The 18,835-nt window shown below is 72.9% G+C and carries 19 protein-coding genes, 2 pseudogenes and 2 riboswitches; of the genes and pseudogenes, 10 read left to right on the forward strand and 11 right to left on the reverse strand.

All coding sequences use genetic code 11. The features are described 5' to 3' along the window. Positions 1 to 77 precede the first annotated feature (77 nt). Entirely contained in the window at positions 78 to 680 is a 603-nt protein-coding gene (locus ACFHWT_RS14405; RefSeq protein WP_416595099.1) for an aldehyde dehydrogenase family protein, read from the forward strand. After that, positions 617 to 2,719 (forward strand): bifunctional acetaldehyde-CoA/alcohol dehydrogenase, encoded by a 2,103-nt coding sequence (adhE, locus tag ACFHWT_RS14410; protein ID WP_416595100.1) that lies wholly within the window; start codon positions 617 to 619, stop codon positions 2,717 to 2,719. Before ACFHWT_RS14405 ends, adhE begins: the two co-directional genes overlap by 64 nt. 134 nt (positions 2,720 to 2,853) lie before the next feature. On the opposite strand, the gene ACFHWT_RS14415 is transcribed toward adhE, so the two are convergent. From ACFHWT_RS14415 to ACFHWT_RS14430, 4 genes are all read right to left on the reverse strand, one after another. Continuing rightward, the gene (locus ACFHWT_RS14415) at positions 2,854 to 3,012 is read right to left on the reverse strand and encodes a hypothetical protein (protein ID WP_416595101.1); all 159 of its coding nucleotides are present in this window, start codon (positions 3,010 to 3,012) and stop codon (positions 2,854 to 2,856) included. Positions 3,013 to 3,263: 251 nt separating this feature from the next. Continuing rightward, complete coding sequence (locus tag ACFHWT_RS14420; RefSeq protein WP_416595140.1) at positions 3,264 to 3,605, reverse strand: hypothetical protein; 342 nt, start codon at positions 3,603 to 3,605, stop codon at positions 3,264 to 3,266. A 47-nt stretch (positions 3,606 to 3,652) separates the two neighbouring features. Beyond that, positions 3,653 to 4,411: a CbtA family protein gene (locus tag ACFHWT_RS14425; RefSeq protein ID WP_416595102.1), complete on the reverse strand. Its 759-nt coding sequence runs from the start codon at positions 4,409 to 4,411 to the stop codon at positions 3,653 to 3,655. 15 nt (positions 4,412 to 4,426) lie between these two features. Further along, positions 4,427 to 4,627: a CbtB domain-containing protein gene (locus tag ACFHWT_RS14430; protein WP_416595103.1), complete on the reverse strand. Its 201-nt coding sequence runs from the start codon at positions 4,625 to 4,627 to the stop codon at positions 4,427 to 4,429. A 31-nt stretch (positions 4,628 to 4,658) separates the two neighbouring features. Then, positions 4,659 to 4,832, reverse strand: a riboswitch (cobalamin riboswitch). Between the two features lie 111 nt (positions 4,833 to 4,943). Then, positions 4,944 to 5,071, forward strand: a riboswitch (cobalamin riboswitch). An 80-nt stretch (positions 5,072 to 5,151) separates the two neighbouring features. Here ACFHWT_RS14430 and ACFHWT_RS14435 point away from each other — a divergent pair. The 3 genes from ACFHWT_RS14435 to ACFHWT_RS14445 are packed head-to-tail and all read left to right on the forward strand — an operon-like array spanning position 5,152 to position 9,304. Beyond that, positions 5,152 to 7,200, forward strand: coding sequence for a VWA domain-containing protein (locus tag ACFHWT_RS14435; protein WP_416595104.1), 2,049 nt, complete (start codon positions 5,152 to 5,154; stop codon positions 7,198 to 7,200). Then, positions 7,200 to 7,802: a cob(I)yrinic acid a,c-diamide adenosyltransferase gene (gene cobO / locus ACFHWT_RS14440; protein WP_416595105.1), complete on the forward strand. Its 603-nt coding sequence runs from the start codon at positions 7,200 to 7,202 to the stop codon at positions 7,800 to 7,802. Before ACFHWT_RS14435 ends, cobO begins: the two co-directional genes overlap by 1 nt. Further along, positions 7,796 to 9,304 (forward strand): cobyrinate a,c-diamide synthase, encoded by a 1,509-nt coding sequence (locus ACFHWT_RS14445; RefSeq protein WP_416595106.1) that lies wholly within the window; start codon positions 7,796 to 7,798, stop codon positions 9,302 to 9,304. Before cobO ends, ACFHWT_RS14445 begins: the two co-directional genes overlap by 7 nt. On the opposite strand, the pseudogene ACFHWT_RS14450 reads toward ACFHWT_RS14445, so the two are convergent. Continuing rightward, positions 9,263 to 9,739 (reverse strand): annotated as a pseudogene (locus ACFHWT_RS14450) (TetR/AcrR family transcriptional regulator); the annotation flags it as partial. The gene ACFHWT_RS14445 and the pseudogene ACFHWT_RS14450 sit on opposite strands and share 42 nt — an antisense overlap. Positions 9,740 to 9,878: 139 nt before the next feature. Between ACFHWT_RS14450 and ACFHWT_RS14455 the strand changes: the two are divergent. Then, positions 9,879 to 10,097 (forward strand): DUF2277 family protein, encoded by a 219-nt coding sequence (locus ACFHWT_RS14455; protein WP_416595107.1) that lies wholly within the window; start codon positions 9,879 to 9,881, stop codon positions 10,095 to 10,097. A gap of 198 nt (positions 10,098 to 10,295) precedes the next feature. After that, positions 10,296 to 10,913, forward strand: coding sequence for a hypothetical protein (locus tag ACFHWT_RS14460; RefSeq protein WP_416595108.1), 618 nt, complete (start codon positions 10,296 to 10,298; stop codon positions 10,911 to 10,913). Here ACFHWT_RS14460 and ACFHWT_RS14465 read toward each other — a convergent pair. Together ACFHWT_RS14465 and ACFHWT_RS14470 are read right to left on the reverse strand one after the other, a co-directional pair. After that, positions 10,879 to 11,115: a hypothetical protein gene (locus tag ACFHWT_RS14465; RefSeq protein WP_416595109.1), complete on the reverse strand. Its 237-nt coding sequence runs from the start codon at positions 11,113 to 11,115 to the stop codon at positions 10,879 to 10,881. The genes ACFHWT_RS14460 and ACFHWT_RS14465 overlap by 35 nt on opposite strands. Further along, the gene (locus ACFHWT_RS14470; RefSeq protein ID WP_416595110.1) at positions 11,112 to 11,624 is read right to left on the reverse strand and encodes a DUF2306 domain-containing protein; all 513 of its coding nucleotides are present in this window, start codon (positions 11,622 to 11,624) and stop codon (positions 11,112 to 11,114) included. Before ACFHWT_RS14470 ends, ACFHWT_RS14465 begins: the two co-directional genes overlap by 4 nt. Positions 11,625 to 11,751: 127 nt before the next feature. Here ACFHWT_RS14470 and ACFHWT_RS14475 point away from each other — a divergent pair, with 127 nt between their 5' ends. Genes ACFHWT_RS14475 through ACFHWT_RS14485 form a run of 3 tightly spaced genes read left to right on the forward strand, consistent with a single transcriptional unit; the run spans position 11,752 to position 13,081 of the window. Beyond that, entirely contained in the window at positions 11,752 to 12,429 is a 678-nt protein-coding gene (locus ACFHWT_RS14475; RefSeq protein WP_416595111.1) for a hypothetical protein, read from the forward strand. Beyond that, the gene (locus ACFHWT_RS14480; RefSeq protein ID WP_416595112.1) at positions 12,426 to 12,692 is read left to right on the forward strand and encodes a sensor histidine kinase; all 267 of its coding nucleotides are present in this window, start codon (positions 12,426 to 12,428) and stop codon (positions 12,690 to 12,692) included. Before ACFHWT_RS14475 ends, ACFHWT_RS14480 begins: the two co-directional genes overlap by 4 nt. After that, positions 12,689 to 13,081, forward strand: a complete 393-nt coding sequence (locus ACFHWT_RS14485; protein ID WP_416595113.1) for a response regulator transcription factor — start codon at positions 12,689 to 12,691, stop codon at positions 13,079 to 13,081. Before ACFHWT_RS14480 ends, ACFHWT_RS14485 begins: the two co-directional genes overlap by 4 nt. Here the strand turns inward: ACFHWT_RS14485 and ACFHWT_RS14490 are convergent. From ACFHWT_RS14490 to cobN, 4 genes and pseudogenes are all read right to left on the reverse strand, one after another. After that, a pseudogene (locus ACFHWT_RS14490) lies at positions 13,031 to 13,279 on the reverse strand (MFS transporter); the annotation flags it as partial. The gene ACFHWT_RS14485 and the pseudogene ACFHWT_RS14490 sit on opposite strands and share 51 nt — an antisense overlap. Positions 13,280 to 13,286: 7 nt before the next feature. Next, positions 13,287 to 14,042, reverse strand: coding sequence for a lytic polysaccharide monooxygenase (locus tag ACFHWT_RS14495; protein WP_416595114.1), 756 nt, complete (start codon positions 14,040 to 14,042; stop codon positions 13,287 to 13,289). Positions 14,043 to 14,180: 138 nt separating this feature from the next. Further along, positions 14,181 to 15,152, reverse strand: a complete 972-nt coding sequence (locus tag ACFHWT_RS14500; RefSeq protein ID WP_416595115.1) for a pirin family protein — start codon at positions 15,150 to 15,152, stop codon at positions 14,181 to 14,183. Positions 15,153 to 15,212: 60 nt separating this feature from the next. Beyond that, a complete protein-coding gene (gene cobN, locus ACFHWT_RS14505; RefSeq protein ID WP_416595116.1) occupies positions 15,213 to 18,830 on the reverse strand; it encodes a cobaltochelatase subunit CobN in 3,618 nt (1,205 codons plus the stop codon). Between the last annotated feature and the right edge of the window lie 5 nt (positions 18,831 to 18,835).

Here is an 18,835-nt window from a genome sequence, read left to right on the forward strand (position 1 = left end):
ATCACCGCACCGAGTGACGATGAGGTCGAGCACCGGCGGCAAGGTGCCGCCGGTGCCGACCGAACGAGGTGATCGGCATGACCGCAGTCGTCCAGGTGCACCCGAAGCCGGCCGCGCCGGCCGAGACAGAGGTCGCGATCGACGCCCTCGTCTCGGCGGCGTCGAAGGCACTCGACGACTACGCCGAATTCGACCAGGAGCGGATCGACACGATCGTCGGCAAGGCGTCGGTCGCCGCGCTCAGCCGCCACAGCGAACTGGCCCGGCTGGCGGTGCAGGAAACCGGCCGCGGCGTCTTCGAGGACAAAGCGGTGAAGAACATCTTCGCCTGCGAACACGTCACGCACAGCATGGCGGCGCTGAAGACGGTCGGCGTGGTCGGCCGTGACGACATCAGCGGCATCGTCGAGATCGCCGAGCCGGTCGGTGTGATCTGCGGCGTCACCCCGGTCACCAACCCGACATCGACGACGATCTTCAAGGCCCTGCTGGCGTTGAAGACCCGCAACCCGATCATTTTCGCCTTCCATCCGGCCGCCCAGCGGTGCAGCGCCGAAGCGGCCCGGGTGGTCCGCGACGCGGCGGTCGCCGCCGGCGCGCCGGCGCACTGCATCCAGTGGATCGAGCACCCGTCGGTCGAGGCGACCGGGGCGTTGATGCGCCACGACGGGTCGCGCTGATCCTCGCCACCGGTGGCAACGGCATGGTGCGGGCGGCGTACTCGGCGGGCAAACCGGCGCTCGGCGTGGGTGCCGGCAACGTCCCGGCCTACCTGGAACGGACCGCGAAGCTGGCCCGCGCGGTCAACGACGTGGTGCTGTCCAAGACGTTCGACAACGGCATGGTCTGCGCCTCGGAGCAGGCGGTCATCGTCGACGACATCTACGAATCGGCGATGGCCGAGTTCGCGAAGCTGCACGCGCACCGGGCGACTCCGCAGCAGAAGCGGCAACTGGAGGAGCTGCTGTTCGGTGCCGCCGCCGGATCGGCGGGCTGCGCCGGAGCCAAACTCAACCCGGCGGTCGTCGGGCAGTCCCCGGTATGGATCGCACGGCAGGCCGGGTTCACCGTACCCGCCGACACGTCGATCGTTCTGGTCGAGGTCGACCAGGTCGGCCCGGCCGAGCCGTTGACCAGGGAGAAGCTCTGCCCGGTGCTGGCGGTGTTGCGCGCCGACGGACACGTCACCGGCATCCGGTACGCCGAGCAGATGGTCGAGTTCCACGGCCTCGGCCACAGCGCCGTCATCCACACCAGCGACGCCGACCTCGCCGAGGAGTTCGGCCGGCGGGTCAAGGCGGTACGGATCATCTGGAACGCGCCGGCCTCGCAGGGTGCGATCGGTGACATGTACAACGCGATCGCGCCGTCGTTGACGCTGGGTTGCGGCAGCTACGGGCGCAACTCGGTGTCGAGCAACGTGACCGCCGTCCACCTGCTCAACATCAAGCGGGTGGCGAGGCGAACCAACAACCTGCAGTGGTTCAAGGTGCCGCCGAAGATCTACTTCGAGCCGCACGCGATCCGCTACCTGGCCGACATGCCGGACGTGCACCGGGTCACCGTGGTCACCGACGCGACGATGACCCGGCTCGGGTTCGTCGACCGGATCCTCACCGTGTTGCAGGGCCGGTCGCGAGGGGTCGCACTGCAGATCATCGACACCGTCGAACCGGAGCCGAGCATCCGTACCGTGGACGCCGGTGCCGAACAGATGCGCCACTTCCGGCCGGACACCATCATCGCCCTCGGCGGCGGCTCGGTGATGGACGCGGCCAAGGTGATGTGGCTGCGCTACGAACATCCCGGGGTGGTCTTCGCCGACATGCGGGAGAAGTTCTTCGACATCCGCAAGCGGGCGTTCACCTTCCCGGCTCCGGGAGAATTGGCGAAGCTGGTCTGCATCCCGACCACGTCGGGCACCGGGGCCGAGGTCACCCCGTTCGCGGTGATCACCGACACGGTGACCGGCAGGAAGTACCCGCTGGCCGACTACGTGCTCACCCCGAACGTGGCGATCATCGACCCGGTGCTCGCCGCCGACCTGCCGGCGGTGGTGACCGCCGACAGCGGCTTCGACGCGTTGACCCACGCCACCGAGTCGTACGTGTCGGTGTACGCCAACGACTACACCGACGGGCTCGCTCTGCAGGCGATCCGGCTGATCTTCGCCTACCTGGAGCGGGCGGTGCGTGACGGCGCCGCCGACCCCGAGGCCCGGGAGAAGATGCACAACGCCGGCACCATAGCCGGAATGGCGTTCGGCAACGCCTTCCTCGGCATAGTGCACGCCATGTCGCACACCCTCGGCGCGACGTTCCACATCGCCCACGGTCGGACCAACGCGATCCTGATGCCGCACGTGATCCGCTACAACGGGGCGCGGCCCGGCAAGCTGTCCGGTTGGCCGAAGTACGAGAACTACCGGGCTCCGGAGCGGTTCCAGGAGATCGCCCGGATGCTCGGCCTGCCGGCGGCCACCCCCGCCGAGGGAGTCGAGTCGTACGCCGCCGCCGTCGAACGGTTGCGTGACGCGGTCGGCATCGAGCCGTCGTTTCGGGCGGTCGGGGTGGACGAAGCGTCGTTCCTGGCCAGCCTGCCGCAACAGGCGGTCAACGCCTACGAGGACCAGTGCGCACCGGCCAACCCGCGGATGCCGATGCTCGACGACATGCAGCAGATCATGCGCACCGCGTACTACGGCACCGCCGGTGGCTGATCGTCTCCGTCCGGCTGCTGCTCGCTGCCGCAGCCGGACCTGTCCCACCTGCCCGTCCGGCCCGGCATCACTGTTGCTCGGGGAACGCCACGCAGTTGGCGCAGCCCGGACTTGGCACGGGTAACTCCGTCTGTTCATGGGAGATGACCAGACTGCTGGGCGAGATGCTCGACGCTGCGGTCGTCAACGGTGGGCGGCCGCTGCAGCACCCGGACCCGGTCGCGGGCGCCGGCCCGGCTGCCCAGGCTGCGTACCGTTGGGCGGTCCGGGCCGGGCAGGTCGATACCGTGCACGGTACGGAAACGCTGGCGCCAGATGTCCTGCCGCCGTACCGGCCGCGCGGCCGGCGTGGCCGCTCAGCTCGTCGAGCGCGACCTTGACGCGTTTGCGGGTCAGCCCCGGCTCATGGGCGAGCTGCGCGCTGCTGCGGGCATCCGAACATGGTCAACGTCCGGTGGCCGTGATCCGGGGCAGGCGCACGTTCGGGGGCGTCGCTTGTCGGCCGCCGGATCGCGGCGGCCGACAAGCGACGGCACCACGCGGGTCAGGGCGTCGAGGCAGACCTTCCCCAGCGAGGGGCGGCGAACCACAGCCCGGCGAGCCGGTCCGGGGGTGCTGCCAGGCCCGGCCCGCCGGCCGCGATCCACTCGACGACACTCGACAGTGACGTCTCGTCGAGCACGCCGCCGAGCCACACCGGGCGGGCGCCCAGTCGGCGGGCCAGCGCGGCCGGCTGCACCACCACCACGTTGGACCGGTCACAGGCGTTGAGGCAGTCGGACACCCGTACCGACCCGGCGGCGCGCAGGACGTCGAGCTGCCGGTCGTGGTCGACGTCCGGGTGTTTGCGGCGGGTGCCGCAACAGCAGCCCCGGCAGACGGTCACCCGGACGGAGTGCCTGGGTGCCGCGCCCGCCGCGCCGTCCTCCGCCGTCACGCGACGTTGGCGAGCGTGGTCCGCCGATCACCGGTCCGGGCCGGGGTGAGCAGCAGTCCGAACACCACCCCGAGGACCGTCCACATCGTGGCGAGCTGCGCCAGCGAGGCGAGTCGGAACTCCCACAGCAGCGCCGCCGGGATGTCGGCGGGCACGTCGACCCCGGTGGCCGGCCAGAGCGCCAGCAGCAGGGCGTACCCGACGACGGCCAGCGCCGCCGCGACCACCGTCCGGTAGGGTGCCGGCCGCGCCCAGCCGGCCAGCCGTCGGTGGGCCAGCAGCGCCAGCCAGCTGACGGCGGCTGCGGCGATGATGAACGACAGGTACTGTCCGGTGCGTTGGTTGACGGTGTCCGGGTCGCCGACACCCGGCGGGTTGGCCGGGAAGTGGATCGCCGGTAGCAGCGCCACCACGACGAAGCCGAGCCCGGCGAGCAGCCCCACCCGGCGGAAGTCGTCACGGCCGGGCAGCAGGTGCCGGGTCGCCGCGAAGACCACGGCGACGATCAACGCCAGGCACAGCGCCACCGCGACGGTGGCGACCAGCCCACCGAAGACCTGCATGGCCCGACCGACCAACTCCTCGTCGTGGCTGTGTCCGGCCGTCCCGGTCGCCGCGCGGGCCTCCTCGACGACCAGCGCAGACTCGATCTGCGGTTCGACGATCAGCAGGGCCGCCACCGCGCCCGTCACGCCGGCGGCCGCACCGGCGAGCAGGCCGCGGCTCAGCACCGTGCTGAACGGGTAGGTGCTCACGGAGCTGACCCCCGCTCAGTGGCACGGGACGCCGAGGGCGTGCCGGCCGTCGTGGGTGAACTCGTGCACGAACTCGGCGGCACCGGCCAGCACCAGCCCGTTGTCCTGCGCGACCAGGTAGATGACGACCGCCGCGACGGCGGCCAGCAACCAACCGACGAGCGGTACGCGGATGGCGGTGGTGGTGACGTCTCCGCCGACAGAAGGTGCAGTCATGCCAGGAAATCCTCTCGTCCATGCCTCGTGGCGATGCGGTGCATGCCACGGCCGGTCTCCTGGCTCCCGGATCGTCGCGGCCGTCCCGCCTTCCCGGACGTCGTCGGCCCAGTGGCTTGGTGGAACGGACACTTCCCGGTCACAGTGGCGAGGACCACGCCGGACTCACACCGGCTTCCCGAACACCGTGGCCTGCGCAGCGTACCGCCGTCGTGACCGCCCGGGCAATGGCTGCGGCCGTGGCAGGTACCGGGACCGGCGCCACATTGACGGTGGACCTTCGGTGGGGGAGCATGACCGGCACGAGCGGTGCGCGGAGGAACCCGGTGCGAATCCGGGGCGGTCCCGCCACTGTGACCGGTGAGTCGCATCCCCATGAGACAGCCACTGCCCCGATGGCGGGAAGGCTCGGGACGCGATGTCGATCCGGCAGCCAGGAGACTCCGGCCGCTCGCTGGTCCACCGGTACGCGGGCGTGGACACCCGCGGGAGGGATTCACCATGCACACCTGTCGGCCCCTGCCATGACGCCGTACCCGTTCACCGCCGTCGTCGGCCTGCCCGACCTGCGGCAGGCACTGTTGCTCGCCGCGGTGCACCCCGGCATCGGCGGAGTGCTCATCCGGGGTGAGAAGGGCACTGCAAAGTCGACGATCGTCCGCGCGCTGGCCGGGCTGCTACCGGAGGTCGACCGGGTGCTCGGCTGCCGGTTCGGCTGCGACCCGGCGGCCCCGGACCCAATCTGCCCGGACGGGCCGCACACCGCGCCGGTGACCGCACGCGGCGGCCCGGCCGCCCTGGTCGAGTTGCCGGTCGGCGCCACTGAGGACCGGGTCGTCGGCACCCTCGACATTCAGCGGGTGCTCAGCGCCGGCGTGAAGGCGTACGAGCCGGGGCTGCTCGCCGCCGCGCACCGGGGCCTGCTCTACGTCGATGAGGTCAACCTGTTGCCGGACCATCTGGTGGACCTGCTGCTGGACGCGGCGGCGATGGGCCGGGCGCACGTCGAACGCGACGGGGTGTCGGTCAGCCACGCCGCCCGGTTCCTGCTGGTCGGCACGATGAACCCGGAGGAGGGCGAGCCGCGTCCACAGTTGCTGGACCGCTTCGGGCTGATGGTGTCGGTGGCCGCGCCGACCGAGGTGGCCGACCGGGCCGAGGTGGTGCGCCGGCGGCTCGCGTACGAGACCGACCCGGTGGCGTTCGCGGACCGCTGGCGGTCCGCCGACAACCAGCTCGCACTGCGGGTACGCGACGCGCGGGCGGCCCTGCCCGCGGTCACGCTGCCCGATGCCGAGATCGACCGGATCGCCCGGATCTGCCTGGCGTACCAGGTGGACGGTATGCGGGCCGACATCGTGATGGCCCGCGCCGCCGTCGCGCTGGCCGCCTGGCGCGGTCAGACGGCGGTCACCGCCGCCGAGGTCGCCGACGCGGCCAGGCTGGCGCTGCCGCACCGGCGGCGCCGTGACCCGCTCGACCCGCCCGGCGCTGACGAGCAGCGCCTCGACGAGGTGCTGCGTGACGAGTGCAGCGACGACGACCCCGACCCTCCGCTCCCGCCGGGTCCGCCACCACCGGACGGCGGCCTGCCGCAGGGTCCGCCACCACCGGACGGCGGCCCGTCACCCGGCCCGCCCGAGTCCGACGGCGGCCCGCTTTCCGAGCCAGCTACGCCGGACGCCGGTGGGCCGGCGGCCGGTGCCGAGCAGCCGGACGGCGTACCGCCGGACGGTCCGGCTCCGGCGGCGGCCGGGCCCGCGTACCGGCCCCGGACACTGCGCCTACCCGGGCTCGGTGCCGGCGCGACGCCCGGCCGACGTTCGGCGGCCCACGCCGACCGGGGCCGAGTGGTCGGTGCCGGATCACCGACCGGACGGCCGTCGACGGTGCATCTACCGGCCACGGTGCGCGCCGCCGCGTCCCGGGGCGCCCGCCGGATCACCCCCGCCGACCTGCGCCAGGCCCGCTACGTCGGCCAGGAGGCGAACCTGATCCTGTTCGTGGTCGACGCCTCCGGGTCGATGGCGGCCCGGCAGCGAATGACCGTGGTCAAGACCGCCGTGCTGTCGCTGCTGCGCGACGCCTACCACCGGCGGGACCGGATCGGGATGATTACCTTCCGGGGTGCCGCCGCCGACGTGGTGCTGCCGCCGACCAGCAGCCACGAGGTGGCCGTCGCCAAGCTCGCGCAGCTGCGCACCGGTGGCCGTACCCCGATCGCCGCCGGGCTACGGGCCGCCGCGGCCACCGTCGCCGCCGAGCGCCGCCGCGACCCACGTCGCCGGCCGCTGGTGCTGCTGGTCACCGACGGGCGGTCGACCAGCGGGCCGGATCCGATAGCCCTGGCGCCGCTGCTCGCCGGCACCGCGATGGTGGTGCTCGACTGCGAGTCCGGTCCGGTGCGACTGGGCCTGGCCCGGCGGCTCGCCACCGGCTTCGACGCCGAATGGCTGCCGCTGGAGGCGCTGTCGGCGGTGGTGCCGCAGCCGGGCGCCGTCACCCGGGCGATCGCGACGAACCGGGCCGGCGCCCCGAGCCGGGCCGGCCTCGCCGCCGGGAGGGCCGCCTGATGCCACAGGGCAGACCGGAACACGTCCCCGACGACGGGCTGACCACCCGGGCCCGGCGCCGTCAGCCGGTGCTCGCGGTGCACACCGGACCAGGTAAGGGCAAGTCGACCGCGGCCTTCGGGATGGCGTTGCGGGCCTGGTCGGCCGGCTGGCCGGTGGTCGTCTACCAGTTCGTCAAGTCGCCGAAGTGGAAGGTCGGTGAGGAGGCGGCCCTGCGTACCCTCGGCGAGTCCGGCCGGGGTGCCCCGGTCACCTGGCACAAGATGGGGGAAGGCTGGTCCTGGATTCAGCGCCCGGGCACCGAGCGTGATCACGCCGCCGAAGCCGCCGAGGGCTGGGCCCAGATTCGCCGAGATCTGGCCGCCGAGGCGTACCGATTCTACGTGCTGGACGAATTCACCTACCCGATCAAGTGGGGCTGGATCGACGTCGCGGAGGTGGTGTCGGTGCTGCGGGACCGGCCCGGCAGTCAGCACGTGGTGGTCACCGGCCGGGACGCCGCCCCGGAGTTGATCGACCTCGCCGACCTGGTGACCGAGATGACCAAGGTCAAGCATCCGATGGACGCCGGCCGCAAGGGCCAGCAGGGCATCGAGTGGTAGCCGTACCCCGGGTGGTGATCGCCGCACCCGGCTCCGGGCACGGCAAGACCACGGTGGCCACCGGCCTGCTCGCCGCCTACGCGGCCCGGGGTGTCCGGGTCGCCGGCTTCAAAGTCGGCCCGGACTACATCGACCCCGGCTACCACGCGCTCGCCGCCGGCCGGCCCGGCCGCAACCTGGACCCGGTGCTGGTCGGTGAGGAGCGCGTCGCGCCACTGTTCGCCCACGGCGCCGCTGGGGCCGACCTCGCGGTCATCGAGGGCGTGATGGGGCTCTACGACGGCCGAGTCGGCGGCGCCGACATCGGCTCCACCGCCCAGGTCGCAGCGCTGCTGGCCGCCCCGGTGCTGCTGGTCGTCGACGCGGCCGGGCAGAGCCGGTCGATCGCCGCACTGGTGCACGGGTTCCGGTCGTTCGGTCAGATCCACATCGCCGGGGTGATCCTCAACCGGGTCGGCTCCGACCGGCACGAGCAGGTGCTGCGGGACGCCTGTGAGGAGGTCGGCGCCCCGGTACTCGGGGTGCTGCGTCGGCATCCGTCGGTCGACACCCCGTCGCGGCATCTGGGTCTGGTGCCGGCGGTGGAACGCGCCGTCGAGGCGCGTACGGCGGTCGGGTCGCTGGCGGAGCTCATCGCCGAGTCGGTGGATCTCGCCGCGGTGGCGGCGGTGGCGGGTGCCGTGCCCCCGCTGACAGTCGGACCCTGGTCGCCGGCGGCCGCCGTGCGGCAGTCGGACGCCGGTCCCGGCGAGGACGCGCCAGGAGCGGCGAGCGGTGACCGGCCGGTGGTCGCCGTCGCCGGTGGACCGGCGTTCAGCTTCGGCTATCCGGAGACCGTCGAGCTGCTGACGGCCGCCGGCGCGGAGGTACGGACCGTCGATCCGGTCCACGACGAGGGGCTGCCCGCGGCGACCGCAGCGTTGGTCGTCGGCGGCGGCTTTCCCGAGGTGTACGCCGCAGAGCTGGCCGCGAACGCCGGGCTGCGGCGGCAGGTGGCGGCGTTGGCGGCCGCCGGTGCGCCGATCGTCGCCGAGTGCGCCGGTCTGCTGTGGCTGTGCCGCACCCTCGACGAGGCACCGATGTGCGGGGTGCTGCCGGCGGACGCGCGAATGACGTCCCGGTTGACGCTCGGCTACCGCGACGCGGTGGCGCTGTCCGACAGTGTGCTGGCGCCGGAGGGGGCCCGGCTGACCGGCCACGAGTTCCACCGTACCGAGGTGACACCGCGGGCCGGCGCGGCACCGGCCTGGGGGTGGCGTGGCGCGGCACCGGAGGGTTTCGTCGCCGGTGGCGTGCACGCGTCGTATCTGCACCTGCACTGGGCGGCCCGGCCGCTGATCGCGACCCGGCTGGTCACGGCCGCGCGGCGGGCGGTGTCAGTCCCGCGGCAGGCTGGCGGTGAACATGGCGATCAGCCGTTCGTAGCTCTCCGTCACGTCCTCGGGCAGGCCGAAGCCGCCGTCGATTTCCAGGCAGACGAAGCCGTACATCATCGCTCGTAGGCAGCGGGTGGCGTGCACCGCCGCCGACCGCTGGAGTCCGTAGCCGCGCAGCACGGCCAGGAACACCTCCAATAGCCTGGTTCCTTCGGCGACGGTCACCGGGTCGCGGATCGGGTCGGCGGGCATCGCCGCCCACCGGGCAGGATGCCGGCGGACGTAGTCCCGGCTGGCGCGCATCAGGGCGGCGACGGCCGCGTCCCGGCTGAGGCCGAGGGTGTGGCGGGTGAGTTCGTCGGCGAACTCACCGACGAGCCGGGCACCGATGAGCGCCCGCAGCTCGGTGAGGCCTCCGGTGACGTGCTTGTAGAGCGACGGTGTGGCGACCCCGACCCGACCGGCCACCGCGTTGAGCGACAGCGCGTCGAGTCCTTGCTCATCGATGAGGGCGATCGCGGCGTCGACCAGGCCGTCCCGGGTGAGCCCCGCTCTAGGCACGTCGGCTGCCGGATCGCGTCGGCTGGCTACATGTCATAACGTTTAAGCTAATGTCGTTAGCTTGGTTCGTCAAGTCGGCCTGGATCGTCCGGCCGGGCTCGGGCCGCCTGCCGACGCGGGCTGCGGCAGTATGGAGCGCATGTGCCGAAGCATCAAGACGCTCCGCGAGCCGTACACCGTCGATGTGACCGACGCCGACATCGAGGCCGCCGCGCTGCAGTATGTCCGGAAGATCTCCGGTTTCCGGCAACCGGCCGCCCACAACGCGGAGGCGTTCGACGCCGCCGTGGCGGCCGTCGCCGCCGCCAGCCGCGAACTGCTGGATCGTCTGGTGGTCCGCGCCCCGGCGGCCCGGTAGGCCACGGCCGCGCCGTGACCAGTCACGGTCATCGGCGCCGACCCACCGATGCCCCGGTTGGGTGGGGGGATCTGACTGTCTGCGATTTCTGTGAGGATCCTTAATAGAAACTTGAGGTTCCGGACAGATCCGTCGACCATCCACGCACGTATGGCCCGGTAGCTGCGTTCGGGCAGCGGCTACCGAGAGGAGTGGTGCATGTACGGTTGGGATATCAGGAGTGGGCGGGCGCGCAAGGTCTTCGTCGGGGTGGCGGCGGCAGCCCTGCTCGGCGGCGGACTGGCCGTCGGCACCGGGCTCGGCAACGCCGGGGAGAACTGCGACGGCCTCGACGCCGCACTGCGGAACAACTTGACCTTCATCGCCGAGCAGCGGGCCAACCCGGACGCCCTGTCCAACGACCGGATCGCCAACCGGCAGGCCGTGGTCGACCTGATCGAGCAGCGGCGGGCCGCCGCCGGCTGCACGGCCGACGTGGGCGTCGGCGCCGCCGTGCCGGTCGCAACGCCCGCGCCGGAGCAGCCCGACGGTACGGGCGACGCCGCCGCACCGGACACCGGGGCACCCGGCGAGGTCGTCTGCGCGGGATCGACGGTCACCCTGTTCAACGAGGACGCCGCCCCGGCCGCCTCCAGCGGCACCTTTCCCATCGGCACCGTGCTCAAGGTGACCAACCTCGACAACGACCGGAGCATCACCGTCACCGTGACCAGCCCGTCGGGTAGCTGCGTCCTGCTCAACGACGCGGCGTTCGAACAGGTCCGGGAACCGGGCAAGTTCGTCATCCGGCGGGTCGTGGTCGAGCGGATCCGCTGACCCGTACCGCGTCGCGTCGTCGGCGAGGGCCGGCGACGCGACGCCGGACGACCCACTCCGCCACCACCACGTTGATCAGCCAACCGGCGGCCATGGTGCCGGTCCGGCCCGACGCCGTCACCGGGCCGACCACGGCAAGCCAGGCCAGCTGGGTGAAGAACTGGGTGCCTGCCCCCATCCCGATCGCGTACCCCCGGATCATCCAGGCCCGGTGCGCGGCGAAGTCGCGGCGCCGGACCGCGCGGAAACCACCCCGACGCACGTCGCCATCGCCACACTCACCACCACCCGGATGGCGACCAGCAGCTCGCTGTCGACCGCCGCCGGCGGCAGGAAAAGGGTCAGCCACAGGCCGGTCCCGGCGGTGAGCAACCCACAGGTCACCAGTACCCGCCCGGCGGCCCGGTGCCAGGCCCGGTGGCGTCGCCGCAGACCCGGCGCGAACTGGAACGCGCCGACGAGGCTGAAAACGGTGACGCTGACGATGTGCGTCACCAGCGCCACCGGGGCAGCGGCGACCCGGTCGCCGTCGGGCACGATGGGCGGCCCGCCGACCAGCTCGGCCAGTCGCAGGCTGCCGGCGACCACCGGCACCAGGCTGAGCAGCACCAGCCCGGTGGGGATCAGCCAGTTGGCGGGGGCGCAACGGCGGGCGACGGTGCGGGCGGTGGGCTGGGGCATCGACCGTGGATCCGGTACGGGTGTGGACATGGCTCGATCGTCCCGGCGGCTCGGCGAGCGGTCATCGCCGCGCGGGCCGGCGTCGACCCCGCCGTTGGACGGGGCCGATCGTCGTACTTGTGGCCGGTACGCCGCCGCGGTCCGCTGCGATCGCGGTGTGCGTGCGCTGCTGCGGTCGGTGTGGGCCGAGCCCCGCGTCGCCGACCCGCCGACGCGGGTCTGGCGGGACTGGGTGCTGCTCGGCGCGGTCTGGGTCGCGGCGACCGTCGAAGGGCTGCTGCGCACCGACCTGGTGTCGCCCGCGTACTCGTTGATCGTCGCCCTCGTGTTGGCGCCGACGCTGTTGCGGCGCCGGACCAGGCCTCTGCTGATGGTCGCCGTGGCCTTCCCGGTCACCGCCGTGGCCGCGCTGCTGGCCGGCCACGAACCGGAGCTGGTCACCGGTGTCTACCTGCTGACCCTGCCGTACGCGCTGTACCGCTGGGGTTCCGGCCGGCAGATCCTGGCCGGTACGGCGATCATTCTGGCCAAGATGGGCCTGTCGGCGGCGGGTCACCTCGGCCTCGCCGACGTGGTCGGCGGGACGGTGGTGGTGTCCGCCGCGATGGCCGTGGCCACCGCCCTGCGGTACCGGGCGACGCTGTGGGCCCGCGAACTCGACCAGGCCAAGTCGGCCAGGCGGACCTCACCCCGAACCCCGGAATCGGCGACGTCGCCCGACTCGCCAGCCGGGCGCAGCCCGGACTGGTCGTCGACGTCACCCTGCACGGCGACCTCGACGACATCCCGTCGACCGTCGCGACCGCGGTCTACCGGCTGGCCCAGGAGTCGGTGACCAACGCCCGCCGGCACGCCCGGCACGCCACCCGGATCGAGGTCCGCGTCGACATCGACGCCGACACGGTACGGCTGCGGGTCAGTGACGACGGCGACAGCAGCACGGCGCGGCCCGCCGTCAGCGGCGGGTTCGGCATCGTCGGCATGACCGAGCGGGCGGCCCTGCTCGGCGGCACCTGCGACGCCGGACCGAGCCAGGATCGCTGGACCGTCGCAGTGGCCCTGCCCCGCCAGGCCCCGGCCGGCCGGGCCGGGACGTGACCATCCGGGTGGTCGTCGCCGACGATCAGGAGATCGTCCGGACCGGGCTGACGATGATCCTCGACGCCCAGCCCGGCATCGAGGTCGTCGGCGAGGCGGCCGACGGCCGACGGGCGGTCGAATTCGCCCACCGGTTACGCCCCGACGTGTGCCTGTTCGACATCCGGATGCCCGATGTGGACGGCATCGAGGCCACCCGTCGCCTCGCCGGCCCCGGCGTCGCCGACCCGCTCGCCGTGGTCGTCATCACCAACCCGCCGCCGCTCGACCCGTTGACCGACCGTGAGGAGCAGGTGCTCATCGCCGTCGCCCGTGGCCGCACCAACACCGAGATCGCCGGCGAGCAGCGGACGGGGGGCGACCCGGTCGGCGAGCGCACCGGCGGCTAGCCCGGCGACGAGCCAGGGCAGGGTCTGCGCGGTGGCGACGACGGCCAGCCCGAGCGGATCCCCGGTCAGGGACAGGGCCAGCAGCGGGAACGCGGCGGCCCGGATCCCGTCGCCGATGTTGGCGAGGGTGGCGGCGCTCCAGAATCGCCAGAACGGCCGGCCGAGCGGGGGCGACTGTGACAGCTGTACATCTTGCACCGGCCGGTCAGAGCCGTTGCCACAGCGCCGGTACGTCCGGCGGTTCCCAGCCGGCGAGTGCGGTGTGGGCCTGCCGGCACCGGTAGTCGGCGCCGGCGTAGCTGACGACGGCACCGACCTGGTACGTGGTTCCGGCGGCCCAGGTGCCACCGGGCTGGCCGGGTGGCGCGGTGGTCGGGGGCGCGGTGGTCGGCGGTGGCGGGGGCGGAGTGGGCGACGGCGGTGGTGGCGGGGTCGGCGACGGGCCGGGCCCGTCGCCGATCTGGACGTCCACGCAGGAGTAGAAGGCGTTCGAGGTGTCGGCGATGTTCCAGATCGCCAGGACCTTCTGCCGGCCGGTGCGGCCACCCAGGCTCACGGTGTGCGACACGGTGGCCGCGGGCTGCCGGCCGCCGTCGTCGAACACCGCGATCCGGGTGCCGCCGACGAAGTACTCCCAGGTGCTGGTGGCGTGCCGGGCGGTCAGCGTCCAGGTGAAGGTGACCGAGCCGCCGACCGTGGTGGCCGGCCAGTTGACGCTGTCGTCGTCGAGGATGGCGAAGCGGCTCACCCCGCCGTGGCAGGTGCGTTGGCCCTTGGGGCCTTCGACGCTCTGCGGTTCCCACACGATCGGGCCGCAGTTCGCGACCCGGCCCTGCGCGCACATCGCCTGGCGGCTGGGCGGGTAGGAGACGTAGCCGTGGGCGCTGGCCGGGGTGGCGATCAGCAGGGTGCCGAGGATGGTGCCGGTGGCGAGCAGGGGCAGGAGGATCCGTCGTCGCATGGGGCGCTCCGCACGTCGTGGGTGGCGGTGGGGCGGCCGGCCGTTGCCGACGAAGTTAGCGTAAAGATAGTTAACAGTAAAGAATGTGAACGAAGAATTTCGATACGTCGACGAATGTCGCTCGACCGCGGGTAGGGGTCAGCCGACGGTACGGCCGTGCCGGTCGCGGGCCTTGATCCGGGTGATCGGCATCTCCGGCGCCGGCAGCGGGGCGTCCACGCAGCCGGTCACCATGCCGAACCGCCGACCGGCCGTCCAGTCGCCGCGGGCCGCGACCAGCTCCTCGTGGCTGCGGGCGACGAAGTTCCACCACATGACGAGCAGTTCGTCGAACGGCTCACCGCCGAGCAGGAACAGCCGGGCCGGGCCGTCGCTGGTCACCGTCGTGCCCGACCGGCCCTCGCCCAGGTAGAGCAGCCCACCCGGGGTCAGCTCCACCCCGTCGACCCGTGCCGTGCCGGACATCGCCAGCAGGGCGTACTCGAAATCGTCGCGCAGCGTCAGCGCGACGGGCGCATCGGTGCCGATGTCGACCTGTGCTCCGACGATCGGGCTGGCCATCTCGGCCGGGCTCCGGACACCGGCGTACTCGCCGACCACCACCGTGATCCGCGCGTCACCGGCACCCACCTGCGGCAACGCGGCATGATGCGCGAACCGAGGCTCGCCGTACCTGGCCGACTCGGGCAACGCCACCCACAGCTGCAGCCCGTGCATCACCGGTGGATGGGCCGGCGGCGACTGCTCCGAGTGGGCGATGCCGTGCCCGGCGGTCATCAGGTTGAGCTGCCCCGGCACGATCGACTGCACGCTGCCCAGGCTGTCCCGGTGCAGGATCTCACCGTCGACCAGCCAGGTCACCGTCTGCAGCCCGGTATGCGGGTGCGGCGGGATCTGCATGCCGGGCCGCCCGGCCACGTCGTCGGGCCCGAAGTGGTCCACGAAGCACCAGGCGCCGACCATCCGCCGGGGCCGCTGCGGCAGCAGCCGGCGGACCGTCGTGAAGCGGCCCAGCGGCACGTCGTGACCGGGCAGCAGCACGCTCTCCGGTTGCGCGCCGGCGACCGTCGTCCCGTCGTACCGGATGCTCCCCGACGCCGCCGCACTCATGCCTCGACCTTACGCGCGGCACCGCCGACGCGCCCGGTCGACCGCACCGCACCGTCCAGGTCACCCGGCCCGGTCCTCCAGGTCGCCCTCGGTGCGCAGGAACACCTCCCGCAGCCCGTCCAGCACCGCCGGGTCGGGATACCCCCACAGTTTGCGGTCGGCCGCCTCCAGCAGCCGCTCGGTGATCCCGTGCAGTGCCCACGGGTTCGACTCGGCCAGGAACCGCTGGTTGACCTCGTCGAGCACGTACGTCTCGGCCAGCTTGTCGTACATCCAGTCGGCCACCACCCCGGCGGTGGCGTCGTAGCCGAACAGGTAGTCGACCGTGGCGGCCAGCTCGAACGCGCCCTTGTAGCCGTGCCGGCGCATCGCCGCCAGCCAGCGCGGGTTCACCACCCGGGCCCGGAAGATCCGGGCGGTCTCCTCGTGCAGGGCGCGGGTCCGCACCGCCTCCGGACGGGTGCTGTCGCCGACGTAGGCCGCCGGGGCCGACCCGGTCAACGCCCGTACCGTGGCGATCATCCCACCGTGGTATTGGAAGTAGTCGTCGGAGTCGGCGATGTCATGCTCTCGGGTGTCGATGTTCTTCGCCGCGACCGCGATTCGCCGGTACGCCGACTCCATCTGCTCGCGGGCCGGCGCGCCGTCAAGATCGCGGCCGTAGGCGTAGCCACCCCAGACCGCGTACACCTCGGCCAGGTCGGCGTCGTCACGCCAGTTGCGGCTGTCGATCAGCTGCAGCAGCCCGGCACCGTACGTCCCCGGCTTGGAGCCGAAGATCCGCATGGTGGCCCGCCGGGTGTCGCCGTGGGTGGCCAGGTCGGCGCGGGCGTGTGCGGCGACGAAGTTCACCTCGTCGGGCTCGTCGAGGGCCGCGACCAGTCGGACCGCGTCGTCCAACATGGCCACCACGTGCGGGAACGCGTCGCGGAAGAAGCCCGAGATCCGTACCGTCACGTCAATGCGGGGTCGGCCCAGCTCCGCCGCCGGGATCACCGTGACGCCGGTCACCCGCCGCGACGCCTCGTCCCACACCGGCCGTACGCCGAGCAGCGCCAGCACCTCGGCGATGTCGTCGCCGGAGGTCCGCATCGCCGACGTGCCCCACACCGACAGTCCCACCGAACGGGGCCAGTCATCGGTGTCGGCCCGGTAGCGGGCCAGCAGCGACTCCGCCATCGCCTGCCCGGTCTCCCAGGCCAGCCTGCTCGGCACCGCCTTCGGATCCACCGAGTAGAAGTTGCGCCCGGTCGGCAGCACGTTGATCAACCCGCGCAGCGGTGACCCGCTCGGCCCGGCCGGCACGTACCCGCCGGCCAGCGCGTGCGCGACGTGGGTCAGCTCGTCGGTGGTGCGGGCCAGCCGGGGCACCACCTCGGTCGCCGCGAAGCGCAGGATCCGGGTGACCAGCGCGGCCCGCTCGTCGTCGCCGAGCACGCCCGTGGCGACGTCGGCGGAGGCGTCCGGCCGCCAACCATGCTCCTCCATCGCCGCGACCAGCTTCCGGGCGGTCGCCTCGGCGGCGTCGGTGCCGTCGCGGTCGGTGCCGGACTCGTCCAGGCCCAGCGCCTCCCGCAGGCCCGGCAGCGCCGCGACCTGCCCGGCCCACATCTGCCGGGCCCGCAACATCGCCAGCACCAGGTCGACCCGGGCCGCGCCGGCCGGTGCCGCGCCGAGCACGTGCAGTCCGTCGCGGATCTGCACGTCCTTGACCTCGCAGAGCCAGCCGTCGACGTGCAGCAGGAAGTCGTCGAACTCGGCGTCGTGCGGCCGGTCGTCCAGACCGAGGTCGTGGTCGAGCCGGGCGGCCTGGATCAGCGTCCAGATCTGCGCCCGGATCGCCGGCAGTTTCGCCGGGTCCAGGGCGGCGATGTTCGCGTGCTCGTCGAGCAGCTGCTCCAGCCGGGCGATGTCGCCGTAACTGTCCGCCCGGGCCATCGGCGGCACCAGATGGTCGATCAGGGTGGCGTGCGCCCGGCGTTTGGCCTGGGTGCCCTCGCCAGGGTCGTTGACCAGGAACGGGTAGATCAGCGGCAGGTCACCGAGGGCGGCGTCCGGCCCGCAGGCGGCGCTGAGCCCGACCGTCTTGCCCGGCAGCCACTCCAGGTTGCCGTGCTTGCCGACGTGCACCACGGCGTGCGCGCCGAAGCCGTGCTCCAGCCACCGGTACGCGGCCAGGTAGTGGTGGCTCGGCGGCAGGTCCGGGTCGTGGTAGATGGCCACCGGGTTGGCCCCGAAGCCGCGTGGCGGCTGCACCAGCAGCACGATGTTGCCGGCGCGTAGTGCGGCCAGCACGATCTCGCCGTCCGGATTCCGGGACCGGTCGACGTACAGCTCGCCCGGTGGCGGACCCCAGTGCCGTTCGACCTGTTCGCGCAGCTGCGCCGGGAACTCGGCGTACCAGCGGCGGTAGTCGGCGGCCGGGATGCGCACCGGGTTGCCGGCCAGCTGCTCCTCGGTCAGCCAGTCCGGGTCCTGCCCGCCGGCGGCGATCAGCGCGTGCATCAACGCGTCACCGTCGCCGTCGGCCAGGCCGGGGACCGCGTCGGGGCTGTCGGGTGGCCCGACGTCGTAGCCGGCGTCGCGCAACGTCCCGAGCAGCGCCAGGACGCTGGCGGGGGTGTCGAGCCCGACCGCGTTGCCGATTCGGGCGTGCTTCGTCGGGTACGCCGACAGCAGCACCGCGATCCGTTTGTCACCGGCCGCGACGTGCCGCAGCGCGCCGTGGCGGACCGCGATCCCGGCCACCCGGGCGGCCCGCTGCGGGTCGGCGACGTAGACAGACAGTCCGTCGGCGTCGATCTCCTTGAACGAGAACGGCACGGTGATCAGCCGGCCGTCGAACTCGGGGATGGCCACCTGGGTCGCCGCGTCCAACGGGGACAGCCCGTCGTCGGTGGCCGCCCAGGTCTGACGGGAGCTGGTCAGGCAGAGTCCCTGCAGGATCGGCACGTCCAGCTCGGCGAGGGCGCCGACGTCCCAGGCGTCGTCGTCGCCCCCGGCACCGGCGGTCGCCGGTCGGGTCCCGCCGGCAGCCAGCACCGTCACCACCAGGGCGTCGGCCTGACCCAGGGTGGCCAGCAGCTGCGGGTCGGCCGAGCGCAGCGAGGCGCAGTAGACCGGCAGCGCCCGGCCGCCGGCGGCGTCGACCGCGTCGCACAGCGCGTGCACGAAGCCGGTGTTGCCGGCCAGGTGATGTGCCCGGTAGTAGAGCACCGCCACGGTCGGCCGCACCGGTCCGTCCGGCGCGCTCGCGCGCTCCAACACGCCCCACTCCGGGGCCGGCCGTGGCGCGGCGAAGCCGTGCCCGGTGAGCAGCACCGTGTCGGACAGGAAACGGTGCAGTTCGGCGAGGTTCGCCGGCCCGCCGTGGGCCAGATAGGCGTGCGCCTCGGCGGCCACCCCGGCGGGTACGGTGGACAGCTCCATCAGGGCGGCGTCCGGGGCCTGCTCACCGCTGAGCACCACCACCGGACGGGGTCCGGCCAGCAGCGCGTCCAGCCCGTCCGGCCAGGCTCGGCGGCCGCCGAGCAGCCGGACCACCATGAGGTCGACGCCGGACAGCAGCTGTGGAAGGTCGTCGACCGACAGCCGGGCCGGGTTTGCCAGGCGCCAGTCGGCACCGCTGGCTCGTCCACTCAGCAGATCAGTATCTGAAGTGGACAAAAGTAGCATCATCGGAC

This window comes from Micromonospora sp. LOL_021 (assembly GCF_048060215.1).
In the GTDB taxonomy this organism is placed as follows: domain Bacteria; phylum Actinomycetota; class Actinomycetes; order Mycobacteriales; family Micromonosporaceae; genus Micromonospora_E.

Excerpts from the sequence above, each read along its gene's own strand:
- ACFHWT_RS14435 (WP_416595104.1), top strand. The coding sequence starts at position 5,152 with ATGACGCCGTACCCGTTCACCGCCGTCGTCGGCCTGCCCGACCTGCGG.
- ACFHWT_RS14430 (WP_416595103.1), bottom strand. The coding sequence starts at position 4,627 with ATGACTGCACCTTCTGTCGGCGGAGACGTCACCACCACCGCCATCCGC.
- ACFHWT_RS14500 (WP_416595115.1), bottom strand. The coding sequence starts at position 15,152 with ATGAGTGCGGCGGCGTCGGGGAGCATCCGGTACGACGGGACGACGGTC.
- cobO (WP_416595105.1), top strand. The coding sequence starts at position 7,200 with ATGCCACAGGGCAGACCGGAACACGTCCCCGACGACGGGCTGACCACC.
- ACFHWT_RS14470 (WP_416595110.1), bottom strand. The coding sequence starts at position 11,624 with ATGTCCACACCCGTACCGGATCCACGGTCGATGCCCCAGCCCACCGCC.
- ACFHWT_RS14460 (WP_416595108.1), top strand. The coding sequence starts at position 10,296 with ATGTACGGTTGGGATATCAGGAGTGGGCGGGCGCGCAAGGTCTTCGTC.
- ACFHWT_RS14405 (WP_416595099.1), top strand. The coding sequence starts at position 78 with ATGACCGCAGTCGTCCAGGTGCACCCGAAGCCGGCCGCGCCGGCCGAG.
- cobN (WP_416595116.1), bottom strand. The coding sequence starts at position 18,830 with ATGATGCTACTTTTGTCCACTTCAGATACTGATCTGCTGAGTGGACGA.
- ACFHWT_RS14455 (WP_416595107.1), top strand. The coding sequence starts at position 9,879 with ATGTGCCGAAGCATCAAGACGCTCCGCGAGCCGTACACCGTCGATGTG.
- ACFHWT_RS14495 (WP_416595114.1), bottom strand. The coding sequence starts at position 14,042 with ATGCGACGACGGATCCTCCTGCCCCTGCTCGCCACCGGCACCATCCTC.
- ACFHWT_RS14465 (WP_416595109.1), bottom strand. The coding sequence starts at position 11,115 with ATGATCCGGGGGTACGCGATCGGGATGGGGGCAGGCACCCAGTTCTTC.